General features: G+C 50.9%; 16 protein-coding genes. 9 read left to right on the top strand and 7 right to left on the bottom strand.

Annotated features, from left to right (window positions below):
• Positions 1-145: 145 nt before the first annotated feature.
• Entirely contained in the window at positions 146-331 is a 186-nt protein-coding gene (gene rpmB / locus B5E77_RS16110; RefSeq protein WP_087166386.1) for a 50S ribosomal protein L28, read from the bottom strand.
• 262 nt (positions 332-593) lie between these two features.
• Here rpmB and B5E77_RS16105 point away from each other — a divergent pair, with 262 nt between their 5' ends.
• From B5E77_RS16105 to B5E77_RS16090, 4 genes are all read left to right on the top strand, one after another.
• The gene (locus tag B5E77_RS16105) at positions 594-950 is read left to right on the top strand and encodes an Asp23/Gls24 family envelope stress response protein (protein WP_087166385.1); all 357 of its coding nucleotides are present in this window, start codon (positions 594-596) and stop codon (positions 948-950) included.
• A 24-nt stretch (positions 951-974) separates the two neighbouring features.
• On the top strand, positions 975-2624 hold the full coding sequence (locus B5E77_RS16100; RefSeq protein ID WP_242963790.1) for a DAK2 domain-containing protein: 1650 nt from the start codon (positions 975-977) through the stop codon (positions 2622-2624).
• Between the two features lie 21 nt (positions 2625-2645).
• On the top strand, positions 2646-4709 hold the full coding sequence (gene recG / locus B5E77_RS16095; RefSeq protein WP_087166384.1) for an ATP-dependent DNA helicase RecG: 2064 nt from the start codon (positions 2646-2648) through the stop codon (positions 4707-4709).
• Between the two features lie 101 nt (positions 4710-4810).
• Positions 4811-6670 carry an ABC-F family ATP-binding cassette domain-containing protein gene (locus B5E77_RS16090; protein WP_087166383.1) on the top strand — a complete coding sequence of 620 codons (1860 nt, stop codon included), beginning with the start codon at positions 4811-4813 and terminating at the stop codon, positions 6668-6670.
• 120 nt (positions 6671-6790) lie between these two features.
• Here B5E77_RS16090 and B5E77_RS16085 read toward each other — a convergent pair whose 3' ends face one another.
• The 3 genes from B5E77_RS16085 to B5E77_RS16075 form a co-directional block, all read right to left on the bottom strand.
• Positions 6791-6997, bottom strand: coding sequence for an alpha/beta-type small acid-soluble spore protein (locus B5E77_RS16085; protein ID WP_087166382.1), 207 nt, complete (start codon positions 6995-6997; stop codon positions 6791-6793).
• A gap of 165 nt (positions 6998-7162) precedes the next feature.
• Positions 7163-8203, bottom strand: a complete 1041-nt coding sequence (locus B5E77_RS16080; RefSeq protein WP_242963788.1) for a WYL domain-containing protein — start codon at positions 8201-8203, stop codon at positions 7163-7165.
• The gene (locus B5E77_RS16075; protein ID WP_087166381.1) at positions 8178-9440 is read right to left on the bottom strand and encodes a WYL domain-containing protein; all 1263 of its coding nucleotides are present in this window, start codon (positions 9438-9440) and stop codon (positions 8178-8180) included. The genes B5E77_RS16080 and B5E77_RS16075 overlap by 26 nt, the downstream gene beginning before the upstream one ends.
• 744 nt (positions 9441-10184) lie before the next feature.
• Here B5E77_RS16075 and B5E77_RS16070 point away from each other — a divergent pair.
• On the top strand, positions 10185-10796 hold the full coding sequence (locus B5E77_RS16070) for a LysR family transcriptional regulator (protein ID WP_087166380.1): 612 nt from the start codon (positions 10185-10187) through the stop codon (positions 10794-10796).
• Between the two features lie 72 nt (positions 10797-10868).
• Here the strand turns inward: B5E77_RS16070 and B5E77_RS16065 are convergent, their stop codons facing one another.
• Positions 10869-11753 (bottom strand): hypothetical protein, encoded by an 885-nt coding sequence (locus B5E77_RS16065; RefSeq protein WP_087166379.1) that lies wholly within the window; start codon positions 11751-11753, stop codon positions 10869-10871.
• Positions 11754-12109: 356 nt separating this feature from the next.
• On the opposite strand from B5E77_RS16065, the gene B5E77_RS16060 reads away from it, so the two are divergent.
• Complete coding sequence (locus B5E77_RS16060; RefSeq protein ID WP_087166378.1) at positions 12110-12940, top strand: SDR family oxidoreductase; 831 nt, start codon at positions 12110-12112, stop codon at positions 12938-12940.
• Between the two features lie 20 nt (positions 12941-12960).
• Here B5E77_RS16060 and B5E77_RS16055 read toward each other — a convergent pair whose 3' ends face one another.
• Positions 12961-13383: an EamA family transporter gene (locus B5E77_RS16055; protein WP_087166377.1), complete on the bottom strand. Its 423-nt coding sequence runs from the start codon at positions 13381-13383 to the stop codon at positions 12961-12963.
• Positions 13384-13650: 267 nt separating this feature from the next.
• Here B5E77_RS16055 and B5E77_RS16050 point away from each other — a divergent pair, with 267 nt between their 5' ends.
• The 3 genes from B5E77_RS16050 to B5E77_RS16035 all read left to right on the top strand — a co-directional run bounded on the left by B5E77_RS16050 (position 13651) and on the right by B5E77_RS16035 (position 17059).
• The gene (locus B5E77_RS16050; RefSeq protein ID WP_087166376.1) at positions 13651-14883 is read left to right on the top strand and encodes an RtcB family protein; all 1233 of its coding nucleotides are present in this window, start codon (positions 13651-13653) and stop codon (positions 14881-14883) included.
• 575 nt (positions 14884-15458) lie between these two features.
• Positions 15459-16565: a slipin family protein gene (locus B5E77_RS16040; protein WP_087166374.1), complete on the top strand. Its 1107-nt coding sequence runs from the start codon at positions 15459-15461 to the stop codon at positions 16563-16565.
• A 110-nt stretch (positions 16566-16675) separates the two neighbouring features.
• Entirely contained in the window at positions 16676-17059 is a 384-nt protein-coding gene (locus B5E77_RS16035; protein WP_087166373.1) for a 4Fe-4S binding protein, read from the top strand.
• Positions 17060-17182: 123 nt separating this feature from the next.
• Here B5E77_RS16035 and B5E77_RS16030 read toward each other — a convergent pair whose 3' ends face one another.
• Positions 17183-17965, bottom strand: a complete 783-nt coding sequence (locus B5E77_RS16030) for a MerR family transcriptional regulator (protein ID WP_162609729.1) — start codon at positions 17963-17965, stop codon at positions 17183-17185.
• Positions 17966-18233 lie beyond the last annotated feature (268 nt).

Below are 18233 nucleotides of genomic sequence, written 5' to 3'. Positions count from 1 at the left end.
CATTTCATGAATTTACATTACAGGCAGCATAAAAATACCGCCAGCCGTGTATCGGCTGACGGAGAAAAATTTATTGTTTTTCATTGTCCTCTTGACGGGTAGCACACCAGATAACCGGCAGCAGCCCCGCTGTTATTCTCAAATCTTATGCTCTTTCAACCTTACCGGACTTCAGACAGGATGTACATACATACATCTTTCTGGCGCCGGCGCCAACCTTTACCTTTACAGACTTGACATTGGATTTCCACATCTTATTGGAACGTCTATGTGAATGGCTTACATTGTTTCCGAAATGAGCGCCTTTTTCACAGATTGCACATTTAGCCATGTTTGCACCTCCTCTTGACCGATAATGAGTCCCTGCACACTGCATATAGACTCGCAACACAGGTTATTTTAGCAGAAACCACTATATTTTGCAAGCATAATTTTTAAAATCGTGACGTTTTTTAAGAATCTGGACAAACTGTGAAAAATGGCTTTAATTTTCCAGGGAAACGGGTTATAATAACATCAGTACTGGGGAAAGTGTGCCCTGATTTCAAATGCACAGCTTTTTCGTAATAAAAATAAAAGTGGAGGTAATCATAATGAAGGGACTTATGAATACGCAGATGGGCGCTGTCATGATCGACCCGGAAGTTATTGCCAGATATGCAGGTTCTGTAGCAGTGGAATGTTTCGGTATCGTGGGCATGGCCATGGTAAATGTCAAAGATGGACTTGTAAAGCTTCTCAAAAGAGACAATCTGACCCGCGGAGTAAACGTACAGATTCACGACAACAAGATCACGCTTTCATTTCATGTGATCGTGTCTTATGGCGTCAGCATTTCAGCTGTGTCTGATAATCTGATCAGCAACGTGAAATACAAGGTGGAGGAGTTCACCGGAATGACGATTGAAAAAATCAACATCTTTGTAGAAGGTGTGCGGGTAATAGACTAATTGCAGGAGGAGTTTTTGGAAGTTATGAAAACAATAGATGTAGAAATGCTGACAAAGATGTTCCTGGCCGGAGCCAAGAACCTGGAAGCGAAAAAGGAATGGATCAACGAACTGAATGTATTCCCGGTGCCGGACGGCGATACGGGTACAAATATGACGCTTACGATCATGTCGGCGGCTTCTGAGGTGAACAATCTGTCCGAACGAACAATGGAGACAGTGGCGAAGGCGATTTCCTCCGGCTCTTTAAGGGGAGCCCGCGGAAATTCAGGCGTCATCCTGTCACAGCTTCTGCGCGGCTTTACAAAGGTGATTCGTAATTATGAGGTTCTGGACGCACAGATCCTGGCCAATGCCTTTCAGAAGGCGGTAGAGACAGCTTACAAGGCGGTTATGAAGCCGAAGGAGGGTACGATTCTGACTGTGGCAAGGGGAGCTGCTGAAAAGGCGGCGGAGCTGGCTGCGGAGACAGATGATCTGGATGTGCTGTGCTCTGAGGTGATCGCGGAGGCTGAGCGTGTGCTGGCTACGACGCCGGAGCTTCTGCCTGTGCTGAAGGAGGCAGGGGTCGTAGATTCAGGCGGACAGGGACTGGTTGAGGTGCTGAAAGGCGCCTATGACGCGTTCCTCGGCAAAGAGGTGGATTATACCTTTGAGCAGCCGAAAAGCGCTCCTGTGAAGCCGAGCGCCCAGACAGAGGCCGACATCAAGTTCGGGTACTGCACGGAGTTTATTATTATGCTGGATAAAAGCTTTGACGCGAAGACGGAAAACGAGTTTAAGGCTTTCCTGGAGTCTATCGGCGATTCGATCGTATGCGTGGCGGATGATGATATCGTAAAGATTCACGTACATACGAATCATCCCGGTCAGGCTATTGAGCGCGCGCTGGAGCTTGGCTCCCTGTCACGCCTGAAGATTGACAATATGCGCGAGGAGCATGAGGAGAAGCTTATCAAGGAGGCTTCGAAAATTGCGGCTCAGCAGGCGGAGGCCAAAAAGGAGGAGCCCCGCAAGGAGATGGGCTTTATTTCCGTGTCCATTGGCGATGGAATCGGCGAGATCTTCCGGGGACTTGGCGTGGATTATCTGATTGAGGGCGGCCAGACTATGAATCCGAGTACGGAGGACATGCTGAATGCGATCGAACAGGTGAATGCAGACCACATCTTCATTCTGCCGAACAATAAGAACATCATTCTTGCGGCCAACCAGGCGAAGGCTCTCTGCAAGGATAAGGATATCATTGTGATTCCGACAAAGACCGTTCCGCAGGGAATTACGGCCATGATCAACTATATGCCGGATTCCTCTGTGGAAGAAAACGAGGCCCGCATGTCCGAGGAGATCGGAAATGTAAAGACCGGACAGGTGACCTATGCGGTGCGTGATACGCATATTGATGACAAGGAGATCAAAGAGGGCGACATCATGGGAATCGGGGATCACGCGATTCTGTCTGTCGGAAAGGATGTGGCAGAGACAACCCTCGCCATGTTCGCGGAGCTGGTAGACGAGGATTCTGAGCTGATCAGCATTTATTATGGAGCAGATGTGACGAAGGAAGATGCCTCGGCCCTGGGAGCAAGTCTTGGAGAGAAATATCCTGACTGTGATATTGAGGTACATTTCGGCGGCCAGCCTATCTATTATTATGTGGCATCTGTAGAATGATTTCCTTCACAGGAGTGTGAAATGAATACAGCTTCCCCAATTACAGCCCTGAAGGGCGTTGGAGAAAAGACGGCTGCGCTCTTTCACCGTGTCGGTGTAGACACGGTGGGAGAGCTCTTGTCTTATTATCCAAGAGCTTATGACATTTATGAAAAACCGGTGACCTTTGCAAATCTGGAGCCTGACCGGGTGCAGGCGGTGTCAGGCTTTGTGCACAGGGCGCCGGATACGAAAAGGATGAGCAGGCTCACAGTGACGACCCTGACGCTGGAGGAGTTCGGAGCCTATCTGCATTTGAGCTGGTTCAACATGCCTTTTCTCCGCAACAGTATTGTGCCGGGCGGCACCTATATCTTCCGTGGAAGAGTCCAGAAGAAAAAGGGCCGGCTGGTGATGGAGCAGCCGGATCTCTATACCCCGGCGGATTATGAAGCGCTGCTGGATACGATGCAGCCCATTTATGGGCTGACTGCAGGCCTTTCCAACAAGACGGTTACCAAGGCAGTCCGCCAGGCCCTTGATGAGCTGCAGCTGGATTCGGAATATCTGCCTGCCCAGATCCGGAGCGATCAGGAGCTGGCAGAGTATAATTTTGCCCTTCGGGCCATACACTTTCCGGTTCGGCAGGAGGATTTGCTGCTGGCGCGGAAACGCCTGGTTTTTGACGAGTTCTTTCTCTTTATTCTGGCTCTGCGGCAGATGAAGGAGCAGACGGAAGGAGAAAAGAATGGATGTCCGATTCGTGCGGGAGAATGGACGGAGTGCCTGCTTCAATCCCTGCCCTATGCGCTGACAGGAGCCCAGCAGCGCGTCTGGCAGGAGATTCAGTCGGATCTGTCCGGCGAGACGGTCATGAACCGGCTGGTCCAGGGAGACGTGGGCTCCGGGAAGACCGTGGTAGCAGTGCTGGCCCTGCTTGCGGCGGCGGAAAACGGATACCAGGGAGCGCTGATGGCCCCCACCGAAGTGCTTGCCAGGCAGCATGCCCAGTCTGTGGCGGAGCTGCTGGAGAACTGCGGGCTGGAGGAAAAGGTGGAAACGGTTCTCCTTACAGGTTCCATGACAGCGAAAGAGAAGAGGGAGGCCTATGCCCGAATTGAGAGCGGGGAGGCAAAGCTTGTCATCGGCACTCACGCGCTGATTCAGGAAAAGGTTCAGTTTCACCGGCTGGGCCTTGTAGTGACGGACGAACAGCACCGTTTCGGTGTCCGCCAGAGAGAGACGCTTGCAGACAAAGGGCAGCATCCCCATGTGCTGGTGATGAGCGCCACGCCGATTCCACGGACGCTGGCGATCATTGTCTATGGAGATTTGGATGTGTCTGTGATTGATGAGATGCCGGTGGGCCGCCTTCCCATCAAAAACTGTGTGGTGGATGAATCCTGGCGGCCAAACGCTTACCGGTTTCTGGAAAAGGAGACAGCCGCAGGCAGACAAGCCTATGTGATTTGTCCGATGGTAGAGGAAAATCCGGAGCTTGAGATAGAGAATGTGGTGGATTACACAAAGAAGCTGAAAGAGAATCTGAATCCGTCTATCACCATCGAATATCTTCATGGGAAGATGAAGCCTGCCCAGAAAAATGAAATCATGGAACGGTTTGCTGCCGGGGAAATTCAGATTCTGGTCTCTACTACGGTGATAGAGGTGGGCGTCAACGTGCCGAACGCCACAGTCATGATGGTGGAAAACGCGGAGCGCTTCGGCCTTGCCCAGCTGCATCAGCTCCGCGGGCGGGTAGGCCGCGGAAAATATCAGTCCTACTGTATTTTTATCAGCGGCACGGATAACAAGGATACCAGAAAGCGGCTGGAAATCCTGAACAAATCCAACGACGGCTTTTATATCGCGTCCGAGGATTTGAAGCTCCGGGGGCCCGGCGATCTGTTTGGAGTCCGGCAGAGCGGTCTTCTGGAATTTAAGATCGGAGATATTTTTACAGACGCGAGGATTCTGCAGGCAGCCAGCGAAGAGGCGGCAAAACTGAAGCGGCAGGATCCGGATCTGGAGCTTTTGGAACACCAGGCTTTAAAGAAGAGGCTTCTTAAGTACCGGGATGAAGGGCTGCGGCGGATGAGCCTGTAAAGGCGCGGCTGCCGGGCGGCGAAAGAATCCTGCCGCAAAGCGAAAGAATCTGCAGTCAGGCAGCGCGGTCTGCGTCAGACAGAAGAGGAGTTTTTAGGCATATGAATATTTTAAATATAGAGCACGTAAGTAAGCTGTACGGGGATAAATGGATCTTTGATGATATCTCCTGCGGCATTCAGGAAGGCGAAAAGGTGGGAATCATCGGGATTAACGGTACGGGTAAGACCACGCTTCTTCGGATTATCTCCGGGGAGGAGGAGCCGGACAGGGGGCAGGTCATCCGGCAGAATGGGCTGAAACTGGCGGTTCTGTCCCAGAACAGCGATTTCCCGGCAGAGGAGACTGTGCTTTCCTATGCAGCCTCGGCGATTCGCCAGGAGGAATGGGATGCGGATAATGAGGCAAAAAGCATGCTGAATACTCTGGGTATCACAGAGCATGGGGCGAAGCTTGGCAGCCTGTCCGGGGGACAGAAGAAGCGGGCCGCGCTGGCGCGGACCCTGCTGGTTCCCTCAGACGTACTGATTCTGGATGAGCCCACCAACCATCTGGACGAGGATATGATTAGATGGCTGGAACAGTATCTGCGCCGGTACCGGGGAACGGTGATCCTCGTGACTCATGATCGGTATTTTCTCGATCAGGTGACAAACCGGATACTGGAGATCAGCAGAGGAAGGCTGTATAGCTATGAAGCCAATTATTCCCGTTTTCTGGAGCTGAAAAGCCAGAGGGAGGAGATAGAGCTGGCCGCAGAGCGGAAGCGCCAGAGCATCCTGCGCATCGAGCTCTCCTGGGCGGCCCGGGGCTGCCGGGCCAGAAGCACCAAGCAGAGGGCAAGGCTCGAGCGTCTGGAGGCTCTAAAGGAGGGACGGGCGCCTGAATTTGACAAGTCTGTGGAACTGGATTCTGTGGAGACCCGCATGGGGAAGAAAACCGTAGAGCTTCACGGGATATCCAAGAGCTATGGAGACCGGAAGCTTGTGGAGGATTTCTCCTATATCTTTCTGAAGAACCAGACCGTGGCCTTCGTGGGTCCCAACGGCTGCGGGAAATCCACGCTGCTTAAAATGATTGCGGGACAGATTGAGCCGGACAGCGGAAACGTAGAGCTGGGAGAGACTATCCGTCTGGGATATTTCGCTCAGGAAATCCCGGAGATGGACGAGGATCAGAGAGTCATCGATTATGTGAAGGATATCGCCGAGTACATTCCCACTCGGGACGGCCGGATTTCGGCATCCCAGATGCTGGAGCGGTTCCTTTTCACGCCGGACATGCAGTACAATCCCATCGGAAAGCTCTCCGGCGGCGAGAAGCGCCGCCTGTATCTTTTGAGTGTTCTGCAGACCGGCCCCAATGTGCTTGTGATGGACGAAGTCAGCAACGAACTGGATATTCCGACTCTGGCCATTCTGGAGGACTATCTGAATTCTTTTGTGGGAATCGTCATTCTTGTGTCCCATGACAGGTATTTCCTGGACAACACGGTGGACCGGATTTTCGCCTTTGACGGAGACGGACATTTCCGCCAGTATGAGGGCGGTTACACAGATTATCTGGAAGCCAGAAAGAGGGAACAGGCGGAGAGTTCGGGAGCAGACTTCGAAGGCAGAGAAGGCGGCAGGCAGAAAGCCTCCGGCGGACGGGGCGCCGGCGACAAGGCTTCCGGGAAAGGAAATGGCGGCGGAAAGCCCACCTGGGACAAGGGCGAAAAGAAGCTGAAATTCACCTATAAAGAGCAGAAGGAGTTTGAAACCATAGAGGATGACATCGCGGCTCTGGAAGAGAAAATTGCGGCATTGGATAAAGATATCGAGGCGTCAGCTCATGATTTTATTAAACTGAATCAGCTCATGGCTGAGAAGGAGGGCTTGGAAGCTGCTTTGGAAGAAAAGATGGAGCGGTGGATGTATCTGACGGAACTGAATGAAAAAATTCAGGGACAGAACGCATAACACAAAAAAGAAAACGCGGCCCGGCAGGATGAACCGGAAGCCGCGTTTTCTTTTTTATTCCCCATCAGCTCGCTGCGGGGTGTTTGACTTCATTTTCGTTTCAGGATAAACGGTCCGGGCTTATTTGCCGGCCATCTGTCTCTCCTGGGCCTCGATCATTTTCTTAACCATATAGCCGCCAACGGAGCCGTTCTGCTTGGAAGTCAGGTTTCCGTTGTAGCCGTCGGTCAGGGGTACGCCAAGCTCACTGGCTACCTCGTACTTGAACTTGTCAAGTGCGCCCTTTGCCTCCGGGACTGCTGCGGTGTTAGATGATCTACTGGACATAATAAACTCCTCCTTACTGCAGACAGAAAATAATTTGCCTTGAAGTTGAATGGAAAAGGCGGCTGTCTGCCGTTTGTTGTTGTTTGTTACAGGAGTTATTATGTGAAAAAATCAGGCGAATACACTGGCAGTTGTTTGTTGCTTTGATAATTTTTTACAGCTTTATTAAAAGGAATCCTGAGTATCCTGAACAGCGCCGTAAAACAGCTCATGCTGCCGCTTTACCCGTTCGCGCACCTGCTTAAGAAAGCTTTCCGGACCGAGAATCCGGATGACCGGGCCGAAGGAAAGCAGTTCGATCAGAAGTTCTGTTTCATCCGATGGATCATAGAAAAGGGAACACAGCCAGGTGTCCGTGTCAGGCTCATAAACAGTTTGCTTTTCGTAATTGGCGAAATGGAGCATGCACCGTTCCAGAGCGTTTCGCTTGTTTTCGATGCGGATGCGTACCGGTTCATTTTGCTGCTCTGATAGAATAAAACGGTTCCGATCGAAGCGCTCCGGTACCGGAGTCCGGGACAGATGGCAGGCCTTTATGCGGCCAAGATTCAGTATGGTGGGAGAACCGATCCGGCCACGGCGGAAGCTGACGGACAGAAGGCGGAATTTGTCGTCCTTCTGGGAATACTGAAGACGGCAGGGCAGAACCTCCAGCGTCATGGAGTTCCCTTTTCCACCCTCGTAGGCGGCAAAGAGCGCTTTGTTTTCGGTCAGGGCATTTAAAACGGTCTGAAACACAGCGCGGTATTCATTTGCCTCATAGGGATCGCCGTCTGCATACTGGTCAAAGTAATGGAAGTCAGACTGCTCATAGAGCGCCGGAATTTCCTGCAGATCTTCAGAAAGCCTTTCCAGCTGTTCCTCTGTGAAAAAGAGGCGGAAGCGTCTGTCTGAGAGAAGGGCCTTGAGCCAGGATTTCTGGAGGGTGGTCAGAGGCGGCTTCAGAGAAGAGGATTTCAGCCTGCTTTCCCAGGTCTTCTCCCCTGTTTTTTCAAGAAGGGAGGACCAGGGGCCGTCTGTGAGCTTCGGGACTATGCCGGAAGCACTTTCTTCAAAGGCGCAGGAGCGGACAAGCCCATACATGTCCTGCAGCGAAAGCGGGGTGAAGGAGGCATGCTCCAGGACACTTCGCACCGCCTGAAAATAGGAGCCGTATATTTCTTCAAATAAAGATAAATTTTCAATGGTTTCTTTCTGCGGCATCATCTTCCTCCTCCTTTCCGTACATCTGATACATGGCTTCCAGATCGGCCGTCACCTTGTCCAGCACGGCCTGATTGGTGCACTGCAGATCAAGAATCCGGCCTGTAAAGGATTTGATCCAGGGCAGCATCTCATTGGTGTCAAAAAAGCTTCCTGTGTAAAGCCAGACATTTTCGCGGATGCGCAGGAGCTCCCCGCCGCGTCCTTCCCGCTGCAGGCGTCCGATGATATGACCTTCACAGGCTTCCTTTATGTACAGCTTCATGGACAGGGTCTCCATACGGCTTCTGCCTCCGAAGGATACGCCCCAGCAATGGGGAAGGTTCTGCCGGAGCTTTTCTCTGTAACGTTCATATTCCGGGCAGACGGCAAGAAGCTTTGGTTTGAAGATGCAGTCCAGGCGCAGGCAGTTGAAGCGCCGCTTCGGGGCAAAATAGACGCAGAGATAACGTCTGCCGGTCTGGGTGCTCACAAAAATCTGAAGCGGAAGTCCCTCCAGAACAACGGATTTGCCGGAACGGGTGCTGTGATTTTCAAAAGAAAGGAAACGGTGTTCCCGCATGGCTGTAAGTATCGTCAGAAGCACTTCGTCCTCCAGCGTGTGTACCATAAAATAGTGCTTCCAGCAGAACAGATCGTTGGAGAGAAATTCCCGGTCCAGAATGGTGCTGCCTGTAAAGCCAAAGGGCGCTGTCTCCGAGCTGAATTTTACAGCATTCAGAAGTGTGTCATAAAGAGGCGCTTCTTCCAGGCGCAGCGGAGGCGCCAGCCGGTAGGCGAGAGATTTTCCTGCTTTCCGGGAAAGCAGGATGCCCAGCTTTTCGTACTCCCTGCATTTCAGCCGGATAATCTGAGAGTCCAGTTCTTCCCCATAGTGAAGAGAGATGGCGTCGCCAAGCTCCGGCACCGTCCGCGCGTTTCCATCGGAGAGCAGGTCCAGCAGGAAGAAGTGAAGCAGCAGATCCCGGTCTGTGAAGCTCTTGGATTTCCAGGCGGCGTACAGGGGATTGGAAAGGATCTGCTTACTGTCCATACGGATGGAGACCTGTTTTCCCTTGGATGTGTAATCGGAATGGATATAATCAGCCAGATAATTCTCGATTCTCCGGCGCTCATTGTCGTAGGTCCGGCCGCTTTTTGCGGCAAATTCGCCGCGGACCTTGAAGCCGTAGAGAAAGAACTGGCGCATATAGTCTCGGACGCGGTCAAAGTTTTTGATTAATTCCTGAAAATCAGACATGGGGCGCTCCTTGTGTAGTCTTATTCTGCCTGCGGCCGGATGTCTGTTTTTGCGTGCCGGAGGCTTGCTTTACATGGAATTTACAGAGAAATAACGGTCTGTTAATTGTACAGGCAATATGCCTGTTCTATACTGAAATTGAAATATTTTGAGCAGTAATACCGTAAGCGGCAGCATGTTTGGCACAGGGCATGAAGCTGCGTGTGGAGGAATGTGAAAATGGATATATGGGTGATTCGGGCTATTTTTCTTGGAACAGGCACGTACCTGTATAGCAGGTATGTCACGTCGCAGAAAAAGCTTTCCTGGAAGCTGCGGTGCAGGATAAACAGAGTATGCTTCCTGGCGTCCTGCTGCGCTTTTCTGGCGTCTTGTTTTGGAGTGTTCCGATATACTCCGCGAATAGCTCATGAGGTCTTTTATTATTCTTTCTACTGGCTCGTCTATATCGTTCTAAGCACGTGCACAGCGGATGGCTGGTGCTGCAGGGAGTGTGGGCGAAGGGTGGGGATCCAGTCATTGTACCGGAATTCCTGTCCTTATTGTGAAAAAACAAATAAGCTGAGAAAATTATAATATATTCTTCCGCTTTCCTCAAGTCCGGGACGGATATTCAAATAATTGGGCAGCCAGAGAACACCGGTCTTTCCGTACCGTTCTGCTGGCGAAACAGGGCTCCTTGTGCTAAAATAAAAAGACATGATTTACTCTGTTTCGTTGAGGGAATGAAAGGAGAAAACGAGGATGCTGCTCAGACAGATGAAATATTTTGCGGCCGTCGTTGAATGTGGGAGTTTTACAGAGGCGGCAGAGCAGTGCTATATTTCCCAGTCAGCCATTTCCCAGCAGATCCGAACGCTGGAAAAGGAGCTGGGCGTGGAACTGCTTCACAGGAGGAACCGTAAGTTTACGGTGACTACGGCAGGCGAATATTTTTATTCCCAGTGCGGCTGCTATGCGGAGATCTCCCGGAGCAATCCTCTGAGCGGAAAGGAATCCGTCCGGCTGGAGGAGCTAAAGCGGTTGCCCTGTATCCTTATCTCTTCCCGGGAGCAGCAGGGCGCAGAGCAGAAATACTACCAGAATACACTTGGATTTGGCGGGAATTATCTGTTTGCGGACAGCCTGGAAAAGGGAAGACTGCTTGTGGTCAGCGGCAGGGGCTTTCTGCCCATAGAAAGCGTGGGAACTCTGCCGCCTGCCGGAGATTTCATCTGCAGGCTTCCGATCTATCAGGGAGATCGTCAGATTATGCGCAATTACTGTGCTTTCTGGCGGAAGGAGCAGGCGAATTATTATATCGAGGAGTTTGCAGATACGCTCAAAAGGCTTTTGGAAAAACGAAAAAATGAATAACAGAAAAGTATCCCCGGCGGAACTCCTGTACTCTGGCAGTGTAAGGATTCCGGCAGGGATACTTTTTTCTTTTTACATTTGTTCCCTGAAGGCGTTCAGGCTGCCGCAGCGGGCTGCAAGCTTTACCCATCTTTTTAAGGTATCTGGATCTGTTTCTGCTTCAATCCGCTGATACAGTTCCTCTGAGAGCTCACCATAGTCCTTCAGAAAATCAATAATATAGTCTATGGTCTGGTCCCGCTTGGCGTCGTTCCTTTCGTAGTTGATTTTTTCTTCTAACAGCATATATTCCTCCTTCACCTCCGGACGAACCTTCACTTTTTGGATATGACGGTGCAGATTCTGCAGTGTATCGGTTTTTGCATTTTCCTCTGTACTTTTCTGGAGGTAATCCAGTATCTCACGAATGTCCGGACTGCCGCCCTTTCTCCCTCTTGTATTAAAGTAAATGTACCGCAAACCATCCGGATAGTCAAGTTCCGGCAGTTCTTCGCATCTGTTTCGAAAACGGTATACCATATAGTCTTTGCCAAAAGGATCAAACGGCAGAATCATGATTACATACAGGTTTGGCAGATGTGAATAGTCTTTTTCACCGCCTGCCAGATAGCGGCTATCGATTTTTCCCTGGTAAAAGCGGTTGCGCTTTGCCAGATTTTCGACGCCGGCATGGTAGAGACAGGGTTCTATGTCATAAATGTTCAGTATGGTTTCTGTCTCTTCCCTGACTTCAACATCCATTCGGATTCCGTGCAACTCCGGTGTATAAACTGGAAGCACTTTTTGGGTATTTACTGTTACGGCTGTGATGTTCCGTTCCAGAAGTGCGGACAGCAGCAGCCTGCAGAATTCGGCACCACCTTCCGGGTCTGATGCGGCTGCATTCATCAGAAAGTCATCTATGACGTTCAGTTCCTCCAGGCTGCGTTTACGGCAGGGTTTTCTTTTTTCTCTCATTCAGTCCTCGCTTTCCGGCTTCCGCCTGTTTTTATTGTTTTTGAAACTGTGAAAATGATGGCGAAATGCCAGAATTTCCATGTGTTGGAACCAGAAAGTTCCCGAGATACAGGAAAAGATTTCCATTTAATTTTAATGTAGCAAAGATCTGTAATCATGTCAATGAATTTTTGCTTCTTGAGAAGGACAGCAGCAGTGTACAAGAGGGGTATTGTTTCTTGGTACATTGATGCTGGATATTTATATAAGCAAAACTTATCCGAAACAAAAGAAATCCAGATTGAAAGGCAGTACCCCAAGCCCTAAAATAAAGCCGGAAAGAAAAACCAGGGAAAACAGGAAAGGAAGGTTATCATATGAAAGACGTAATGCTTTTATCCGGGGCGGGACAGATTGGCATGGCCATCGCCCGGCGCATGGGATATGGAATGAAAATCGTGATAGGGGACAAAAAAACAGAGCATGCAGAGGCTGTTTCCAGAATGATGAATGAAGCGGGCTTTGATACGGAGGCGGTGGAGATGGACCTGTCCTCCCGGGAATCGATTCAGAGCATGATTGCCGAAGGGCAGAAATACGGGCCGGTTACAATGCTGGTAAATGCAGCAGGCGTGTCGCCGAGTCAGGCTCCGGTCGAGGCGATTCTGAAGGTGGATTTATATGGCACTGCTGTACTCCTGGAAGAGGTGGGAAAGGTGATTGCTCCGGGCGGTGTGGGCGTGACCATTTCCAGCCAGTCTGGCCACAGGATGCCGGCGCTCACGCCGGAAGAGGACGAGCAGCTTGCCTGTACGCCGCCGGAAGAGCTCCTGAAGCTTTCCATCCTTCAGCTCGAAAATATCCGGGATACGCTTCACGCATACCAGCTGGCCAAGCGCTGCAATGAGAAGCGCGTGATGGCGGAGTCGGTGAAATGGGGGAAGAAAGGCGCCCGCATTAATTCGATTTCTCCGGGCATTATCGTTACGCCTCTGGCGCTGGACGAGTTCAACGGTCCCCGGGGAGACTTTTACAGGAACATGTTTGCCAAATGTCCGGCAGGACGCCCCGGCACTGCGGATGAGGTGGCGAATGTGGCGGAGCTGCTGATGAGCCGGAAGGGCGCTTTTATTACCGGTGCGGATTTCCTGATCGATGGCGGTGCCACGGCTTCCTATTTTTATGGCCCGCTGAAGCCGGAAGCCTGAAGCTGTACGCCAGGCCTGCTCTATTTGATAAGGAACAGACCGAAGACGCAGACGCCTATGCCAATGATCTGCCGGATCGACAGGCTTTCCTTGTACAGGAAAAAGCCCACGAAAACCAGCACGCAGGCAAGGGCAATATTTGCCACAAGCGAGGCGGTGTTTACCGTCCAGCCGGCGCGGTAGACGTGGATGTAGCCGAATTCCAGAGCGACCACACTGATTCCCAGGGCAATAGAAGTCCAGTTGAGCTTTGACAGCTCGGCAGTGAGCTTCGTGTGCCCGTCCTGCAGCAGGTACAGAAGGATGGCGCAGATACCTGCGATCAGATAGGTGACTGCGAGAGAAAGAAAGGCATTGGCTCCCGCAGGAGTGGACTTGGTTGAAATGTTGTAGATGACGTTTGCAAGGACTACCAGCGCAATGGGCCAGATGTAGTGAATCATATGGATACCTCCTGTTGTCTGTAAAGGGGCGGGCAATAAAAGACAGCCAGACATCAGCCTGACTGCCGGTAGGTGCTCACCCGCGGGATTCTGCATGGCAGAATCCCAATTTTTTTCACACTCAAATATAGAACGATTATAAGGCAGAATCCATCGGGATGCAAGGGAAAAATAACCTCGCATCTTTTTTTAGATGATTCTGCCATTTTCTTTTTCTATAATAGAGTCATGACAAAGGTACAGCGAAGAGGGAAGGAGAGAAACAGAATGTTTATACTGCAGAATGAAACGGGACGATACCCTTTAAAAATATGGCTGGAAAATGAGAAGGAGCTGGAGGCCTCCTGCAGAGAGCAGGCGTATCATCTGACAGAGCTTCCTTTCTTGAGAGGCTGGGTCTGCCTGATGCCGGATACCCATGCGGGAATGGGGATGCCCATAGGAGGCGTCATTGCGGCAAAGGACGTCATAATCCCCAATGCGGTGGGCGTGGATATCGGCTGCGGCATGGCTTATGTGAGGACGAATATTCCTGTGACAGTTCTGAAGGAGACCATGACAGGCAGCGGAAATCTGGTACAGGGGATCGTGGGAGATATTCTCCGGAATATTCCTGTGGGCTTTGCCCATCACAAAACAGCGATGCCCTGCTATACGCTGGACAGGGCGATGGAGGAATTTTTCCTTTATGAAGAGAACGGAGAGCTTCTGGGACAGCTGGAAGCGGGATATTTTCAGATTGGAACGCTGGGCGGAGGGAATCATTTTATCGAGCTTCAGGAGGATGAGGAAGGGCTGCTGTCTGTGATGATTCATTCCGGAAGCCGTCATTTTGGAAAGGCGGTCTGCGATTATTTCCACCAGAAGGCGAGAGAGCAGAACCGGCGCTGGTACAGCCAGGTTCCGGATGAGTACCAGCTGGCCTTCCTGCCCACAGACACACCGGAGGGACGTCAGTATCTGAATTGGATGAACCTTTCCATGGAATTTGCCCGCGAGAACCGGGAGAAGATGATGCTGGCGGTGAAAGCCGTTCTGGAAAAATGGATAGGCAGATATACGGAGCTTACTCTGGAATATCAGGAGGAGATCAACTGTCATCACAACTACGCGGCGCTGGAGCATCACTGCGGGGAAAATCTGTGGGTACACCGCAAAGGAGCTGTCCGTGCCAGAAAAGACGAGTTGACGGTGATTCCCGGAGCCATGGGATCTTACAGCTATGTGGTGCGGGGCCTTGGAAATCCGGAGAGCTTCTGCTCTTCCTCTCATGGAGCAGGCAGGGCGTATTCCCGGAAGGGAGCCATGGACGCCTTCACCTGTGAAGAGGTCATGGTGGATTTAAAGAACCGGGGTGTGGTTCTCGGAAAGAAGAACAAAAAGGATGTGGCAGAAGAAAGCCGGTTCGCTTATAAGGATATTGACCACGTGATGGAAAACCAGAAGGATCTGGTGGTTCCGGTCCGCAGGCTTTCCACCATCGGCGTGGTCAAGGGATAATGCGGCAGAGCTTATCCCGCGCCGAAGGGCAACCCTGGAGAGACGTGTCCGAAGAACAAGGGAAATGCTTTCTTCCGGAGCAGGGGACTCCGGTGGAAATAGATTCCGCTTTTTCCCGGGGCTTCAGGCTTTCTGCCTGGGCGGTACCGCAGTCTGGTAGGCCGCCGGTATGCCGAAAACAGCGGAGAAACAACGATGTTACGGAGGTTCGAATCCTCCCCTGCGAGAGACAGGTAGCTAAGCGGTAAAAGCAATCGTAAATGGCAGCAGACGGTTCAAATCCGTCACCAGTGCACCTGTAAAGTGCAGTCTATGGAGGGAGTATGTGTTCAGGGCGGTTCCCGGGGGACTGGCGAAAAAAGCCGGGAGGCTTATGCAGAACGGCTTTTCAGCCAGAGACCCGGCCTGCGGAAAAGGCAGCACAGAGCCGGGAACCGGCGCGGAAGAGAAGAGACAGCGCTTCGCTTTTTGGGAAGCGGAAGGGCCCTCTCTTTTCCAAAGCGCCGGAAGGCTTTTGTCCCCGTTTCCGGGGTGGGAAAGCCCGGACACGCTTCCATGAAAAAGGAGAGAAGAACATGAAGTATGTAATTAAGACGCAGGAATGCGGTTATCTTTTTAAAAATGGAATCCTAAAGAAAATCCTGTTTGCAGGAAAGTACAGAATCCTTTCGATGTCCGGATGGGAGCTAAAGATCACGGAAATGACGGGGAAGGTGGATACGAAGGGACTTCCGACAGAGCTTTTGATGGAGCAGCCGGACTTTGTCTCCCGTGTGGTACGGGTCCAGATTCCGGATGACTGTATCGGCTTCCACCTGGTAAACGGAGTCTATAAGCAGGTCATCATGGAGGGAGAGGCGCTTTACTGGAATGTGTTTGAGAAGAATGAAATCCGTCTTGTCAACGTGACGGGCACGGAGATGACAGAGGCACAGGTTCCTGCCATGTATCGCCATCTGATCCCGTCGCGCCTTTATAAGCGGCTTTCCGTCGGTGAGGGGGAGACAGGGCTTCTGTACATAGACGGAAGGTTTGAGAAGCAGCTTTCCTCCGGGACGTATTTCTACTGGATCTATGCTCATGAGGTAAGCATGAAGCTTTACAGCCTGAAGGTACAGCAGCTTGAGATCTCCGGCCAGGAGATTCTGACCTCGGATAAGGTGGGCGTCCGCCTGAATATTCTGTGCAGTTACCGCATCACAAGACCGCTGGAGCTGGTACAGAAGACCGACAATGTGGCAAATCTTCTGTATACACGGATTCAGCTGCTGGCCAGAGAGTATATCGGCGGCTTCCGTCTGGATGAGCTGCTTGCGCAGAAGGAGGAGATCGGACGCTTCCTGATGAAGCAGATTCAGGGAGTGCAGGAGGAATACTGCGTGGAGATTCTGAATACAGGCATCAAGGACATCATCCTGCCCGGCGAGATCCGCGACATCATGAATACGGTGTTGGTGGCGGAGAAGAAAGCCCAAGCTAACGTAATCATGCGAAGAGAGGAGGTGGCTTCCACCAGAAGCCTTCTGAATACAGCGAAGCTGATGGAGGAGAACAAGGTGCTTTACCGATTAAAGGAGCTGGAGTATCTGGAGCGTATCTGCGATCGTGTGGGCTCGATCTCTCTGAATGGGGCGGGAAGTGTCCTGGAGCAGCTGGCGGCTCTGGCACTGCCGAAGGGATAAAACCCTCAGAGTCCTTCTGGCCGAAATTTTACTGTTGAGAAAATCCTTCATTAATGGTAAACTGAAAAAAACGTCGAAAGATGTTTAGTAAAGGCTGGAGGAAAGAGAAAATGAAGAAACTGATGGTAAAAAAAGGATCTACCTGTATGGCATGTCTGGAGTGTGTCAGAGCATGCTCTGAGAGCTTCTATAAGGAGTTCGATCCGGACAAAGCCTGCATTCAGATCGTGGAGAAGAAGAGCGTACGCCCGCTGGCATGTCCCCAGTGCGGAAAATGTGCGGAGGCCTGTGAGGCAGGCGCGATCACACAGAACGCAAAGGGCGTTTACATGGTAAATAAAAAGCTGTGTACCGGCTGCGGCAAGTGCGTGGAGGCCTGTCCGTTCGGCCTGATGGTGAAGGCGGAGACTTCTCCCACAGCATCCAAGTGTATCGCCTGCGGTATCTGCGTGAAGGCCTGTCCGATGGATGTGCTGGAGATTGTAGAAAAGTAAGCGGAAATCATTGGAATCTGAAAATTATGAAATGAAAAAAAGCTCTGTGTAAATGGTTCTTTCATTTACATGGAGTTTTTTTCATTTCATAGTTTGATTTACAGGGAACGCCTTTTTATTTCCCTATCTATCAATATAAACCTGTACCTCATAATTCCACTGCAGGATACCGGATACAACAATGAGCTGTACCGAAAATGCCGGTTCTGCGTCATATTTTGTTCGAGCTGTGCGCAGTAATTCCTGCAGCGTCTGATCCCGGTTTTCCTCTGTGCAGTAAGCACACAGATAGGTTCCCTTTGGCAGTCTTTTTAATCCGTCTATATCCACATAATGAATGCAGACAGCAAAGAGCCTCGTGAGCCCAGCCTCGGAGTATATCCCGGCCAGATCCTCAAAGGAAAACCGATCCTTTAAGGCGGGAGTAACCTTATTGTAGAAATGGCTGAGATAATTCCAGAGATTATCAAGCGTGGGCCTTTCCAGGGTATCGGAGAGCAGAATCACACGCTCTGGATAATCCTTGAGAAAGGTACCCTGGAATTTCTGCTGTCCCTGCAGCTTCCTTTCATAATCTGCTTTTGCCAGCTGGATTTTTGATTTACTGTACTGGAGCGCAGCTATTTTTTCATCCGCCTTTTTCTCTGCCTGTGCCAGAAATTCGATGATTTTTTCCAGATCGTCATATTCCAGCACCTTTTTTATCTCCTGCAAGGGCAGATCCATAAGCTGCAGGGCCCGTACGGTATTCAACCGTACAATATCCTGCTCGGTATAATAGCGGTAGTTGGTCCATTCGTCTTTTTTGCCCGGCTTCACCAATCCAATACGGTCGTAATGGCGCAGCGTTTCAGTCGTTGTATGGACTGCCTTTGCAGCTTCTCCAATCGAAAAATATTTTTTCATTTTTATATCCATTCCTTTCGCTTTGCTCAGGCACAAAACGTTATGAAAATGTTTTTCCTGAGCTTAGTTTTTCTTTATAATTCTTCTTGTAGGGAGCTCGGTATACTACAAATCACGGGGAGATGAGTGGGCTGTCCGGCTCGCCGGATGACCGTATTTTTATATGTGTAGTCCGCCTTTTCAAGCACAAATAAGTGTGACTGTGAGCACGTAATCTTATCTTTGTATAAACATTCTCGTTTATGGCTTAGGCGTTCAGTCAATGCCG

Origin of the sequence: Lachnoclostridium sp. An131, assembly GCF_002160825.1 — a bacterium.
Lineage (GTDB): Bacteria > Bacillota > Clostridia > Lachnospirales > Lachnospiraceae > Laedolimicola.
Note: the sequence above shows the minus strand (reverse complement) of the source record. Positions and strands in the feature narration are given on the sequence as shown.

Bases quoted from the DNA above. Each gene is read 5' to 3' on its own strand.
- B5E77_RS16035 (WP_087166373.1), top strand. From the start codon at position 16,676: ATGAAGAAACTGATGGTAAAAAAAGGATCTACCTGTATGGCATGTCTG.
- B5E77_RS16060 (WP_087166378.1), top strand. From the start codon at position 12,110: ATGAAAGACGTAATGCTTTTATCCGGGGCGGGACAGATTGGCATGGCC.
- B5E77_RS16055 (WP_087166377.1), bottom strand. From the start codon at position 13,383: ATGATTCACTACATCTGGCCCATTGCGCTGGTAGTCCTTGCAAACGTC.
- B5E77_RS16085 (WP_087166382.1), bottom strand. From the start codon at position 6,997: ATGTCCAGTAGATCATCTAACACCGCAGCAGTCCCGGAGGCAAAGGGC.
- B5E77_RS16040 (WP_087166374.1), top strand. From the start codon at position 15,459: ATGAAGTATGTAATTAAGACGCAGGAATGCGGTTATCTTTTTAAAAAT.
- B5E77_RS16075 (WP_087166381.1), bottom strand. From the start codon at position 9,440: ATGTCTGATTTTCAGGAATTAATCAAAAACTTTGACCGCGTCCGAGAC.
- recG (WP_087166384.1), top strand. From the start codon at position 2,646: ATGAATACAGCTTCCCCAATTACAGCCCTGAAGGGCGTTGGAGAAAAG.
- B5E77_RS16105 (WP_087166385.1), top strand. From the start codon at position 594: ATGAAGGGACTTATGAATACGCAGATGGGCGCTGTCATGATCGACCCG.
- B5E77_RS16100 (WP_242963790.1), top strand. From the start codon at position 975: ATGAAAACAATAGATGTAGAAATGCTGACAAAGATGTTCCTGGCCGGA.
- B5E77_RS16065 (WP_087166379.1), bottom strand. From the start codon at position 11,753: ATGAGAGAAAAAAGAAAACCCTGCCGTAAACGCAGCCTGGAGGAACTG.
- B5E77_RS16090 (WP_087166383.1), top strand. From the start codon at position 4,811: ATGAATATTTTAAATATAGAGCACGTAAGTAAGCTGTACGGGGATAAA.
- B5E77_RS16080 (WP_242963788.1), bottom strand. From the start codon at position 8,203: ATGATGCCGCAGAAAGAAACCATTGAAAATTTATCTTTATTTGAAGAA.
- B5E77_RS16050 (WP_087166376.1), top strand. From the start codon at position 13,651: ATGTTTATACTGCAGAATGAAACGGGACGATACCCTTTAAAAATATGG.
- B5E77_RS16030 (WP_162609729.1), bottom strand. From the start codon at position 17,965: ATGAAAAAATATTTTTCGATTGGAGAAGCTGCAAAGGCAGTCCATACA.
- rpmB (WP_087166386.1), bottom strand. From the start codon at position 331: ATGGCTAAATGTGCAATCTGTGAAAAAGGCGCTCATTTCGGAAACAAT.
- B5E77_RS16070 (WP_087166380.1), top strand. From the start codon at position 10,185: ATGCTGCTCAGACAGATGAAATATTTTGCGGCCGTCGTTGAATGTGGG.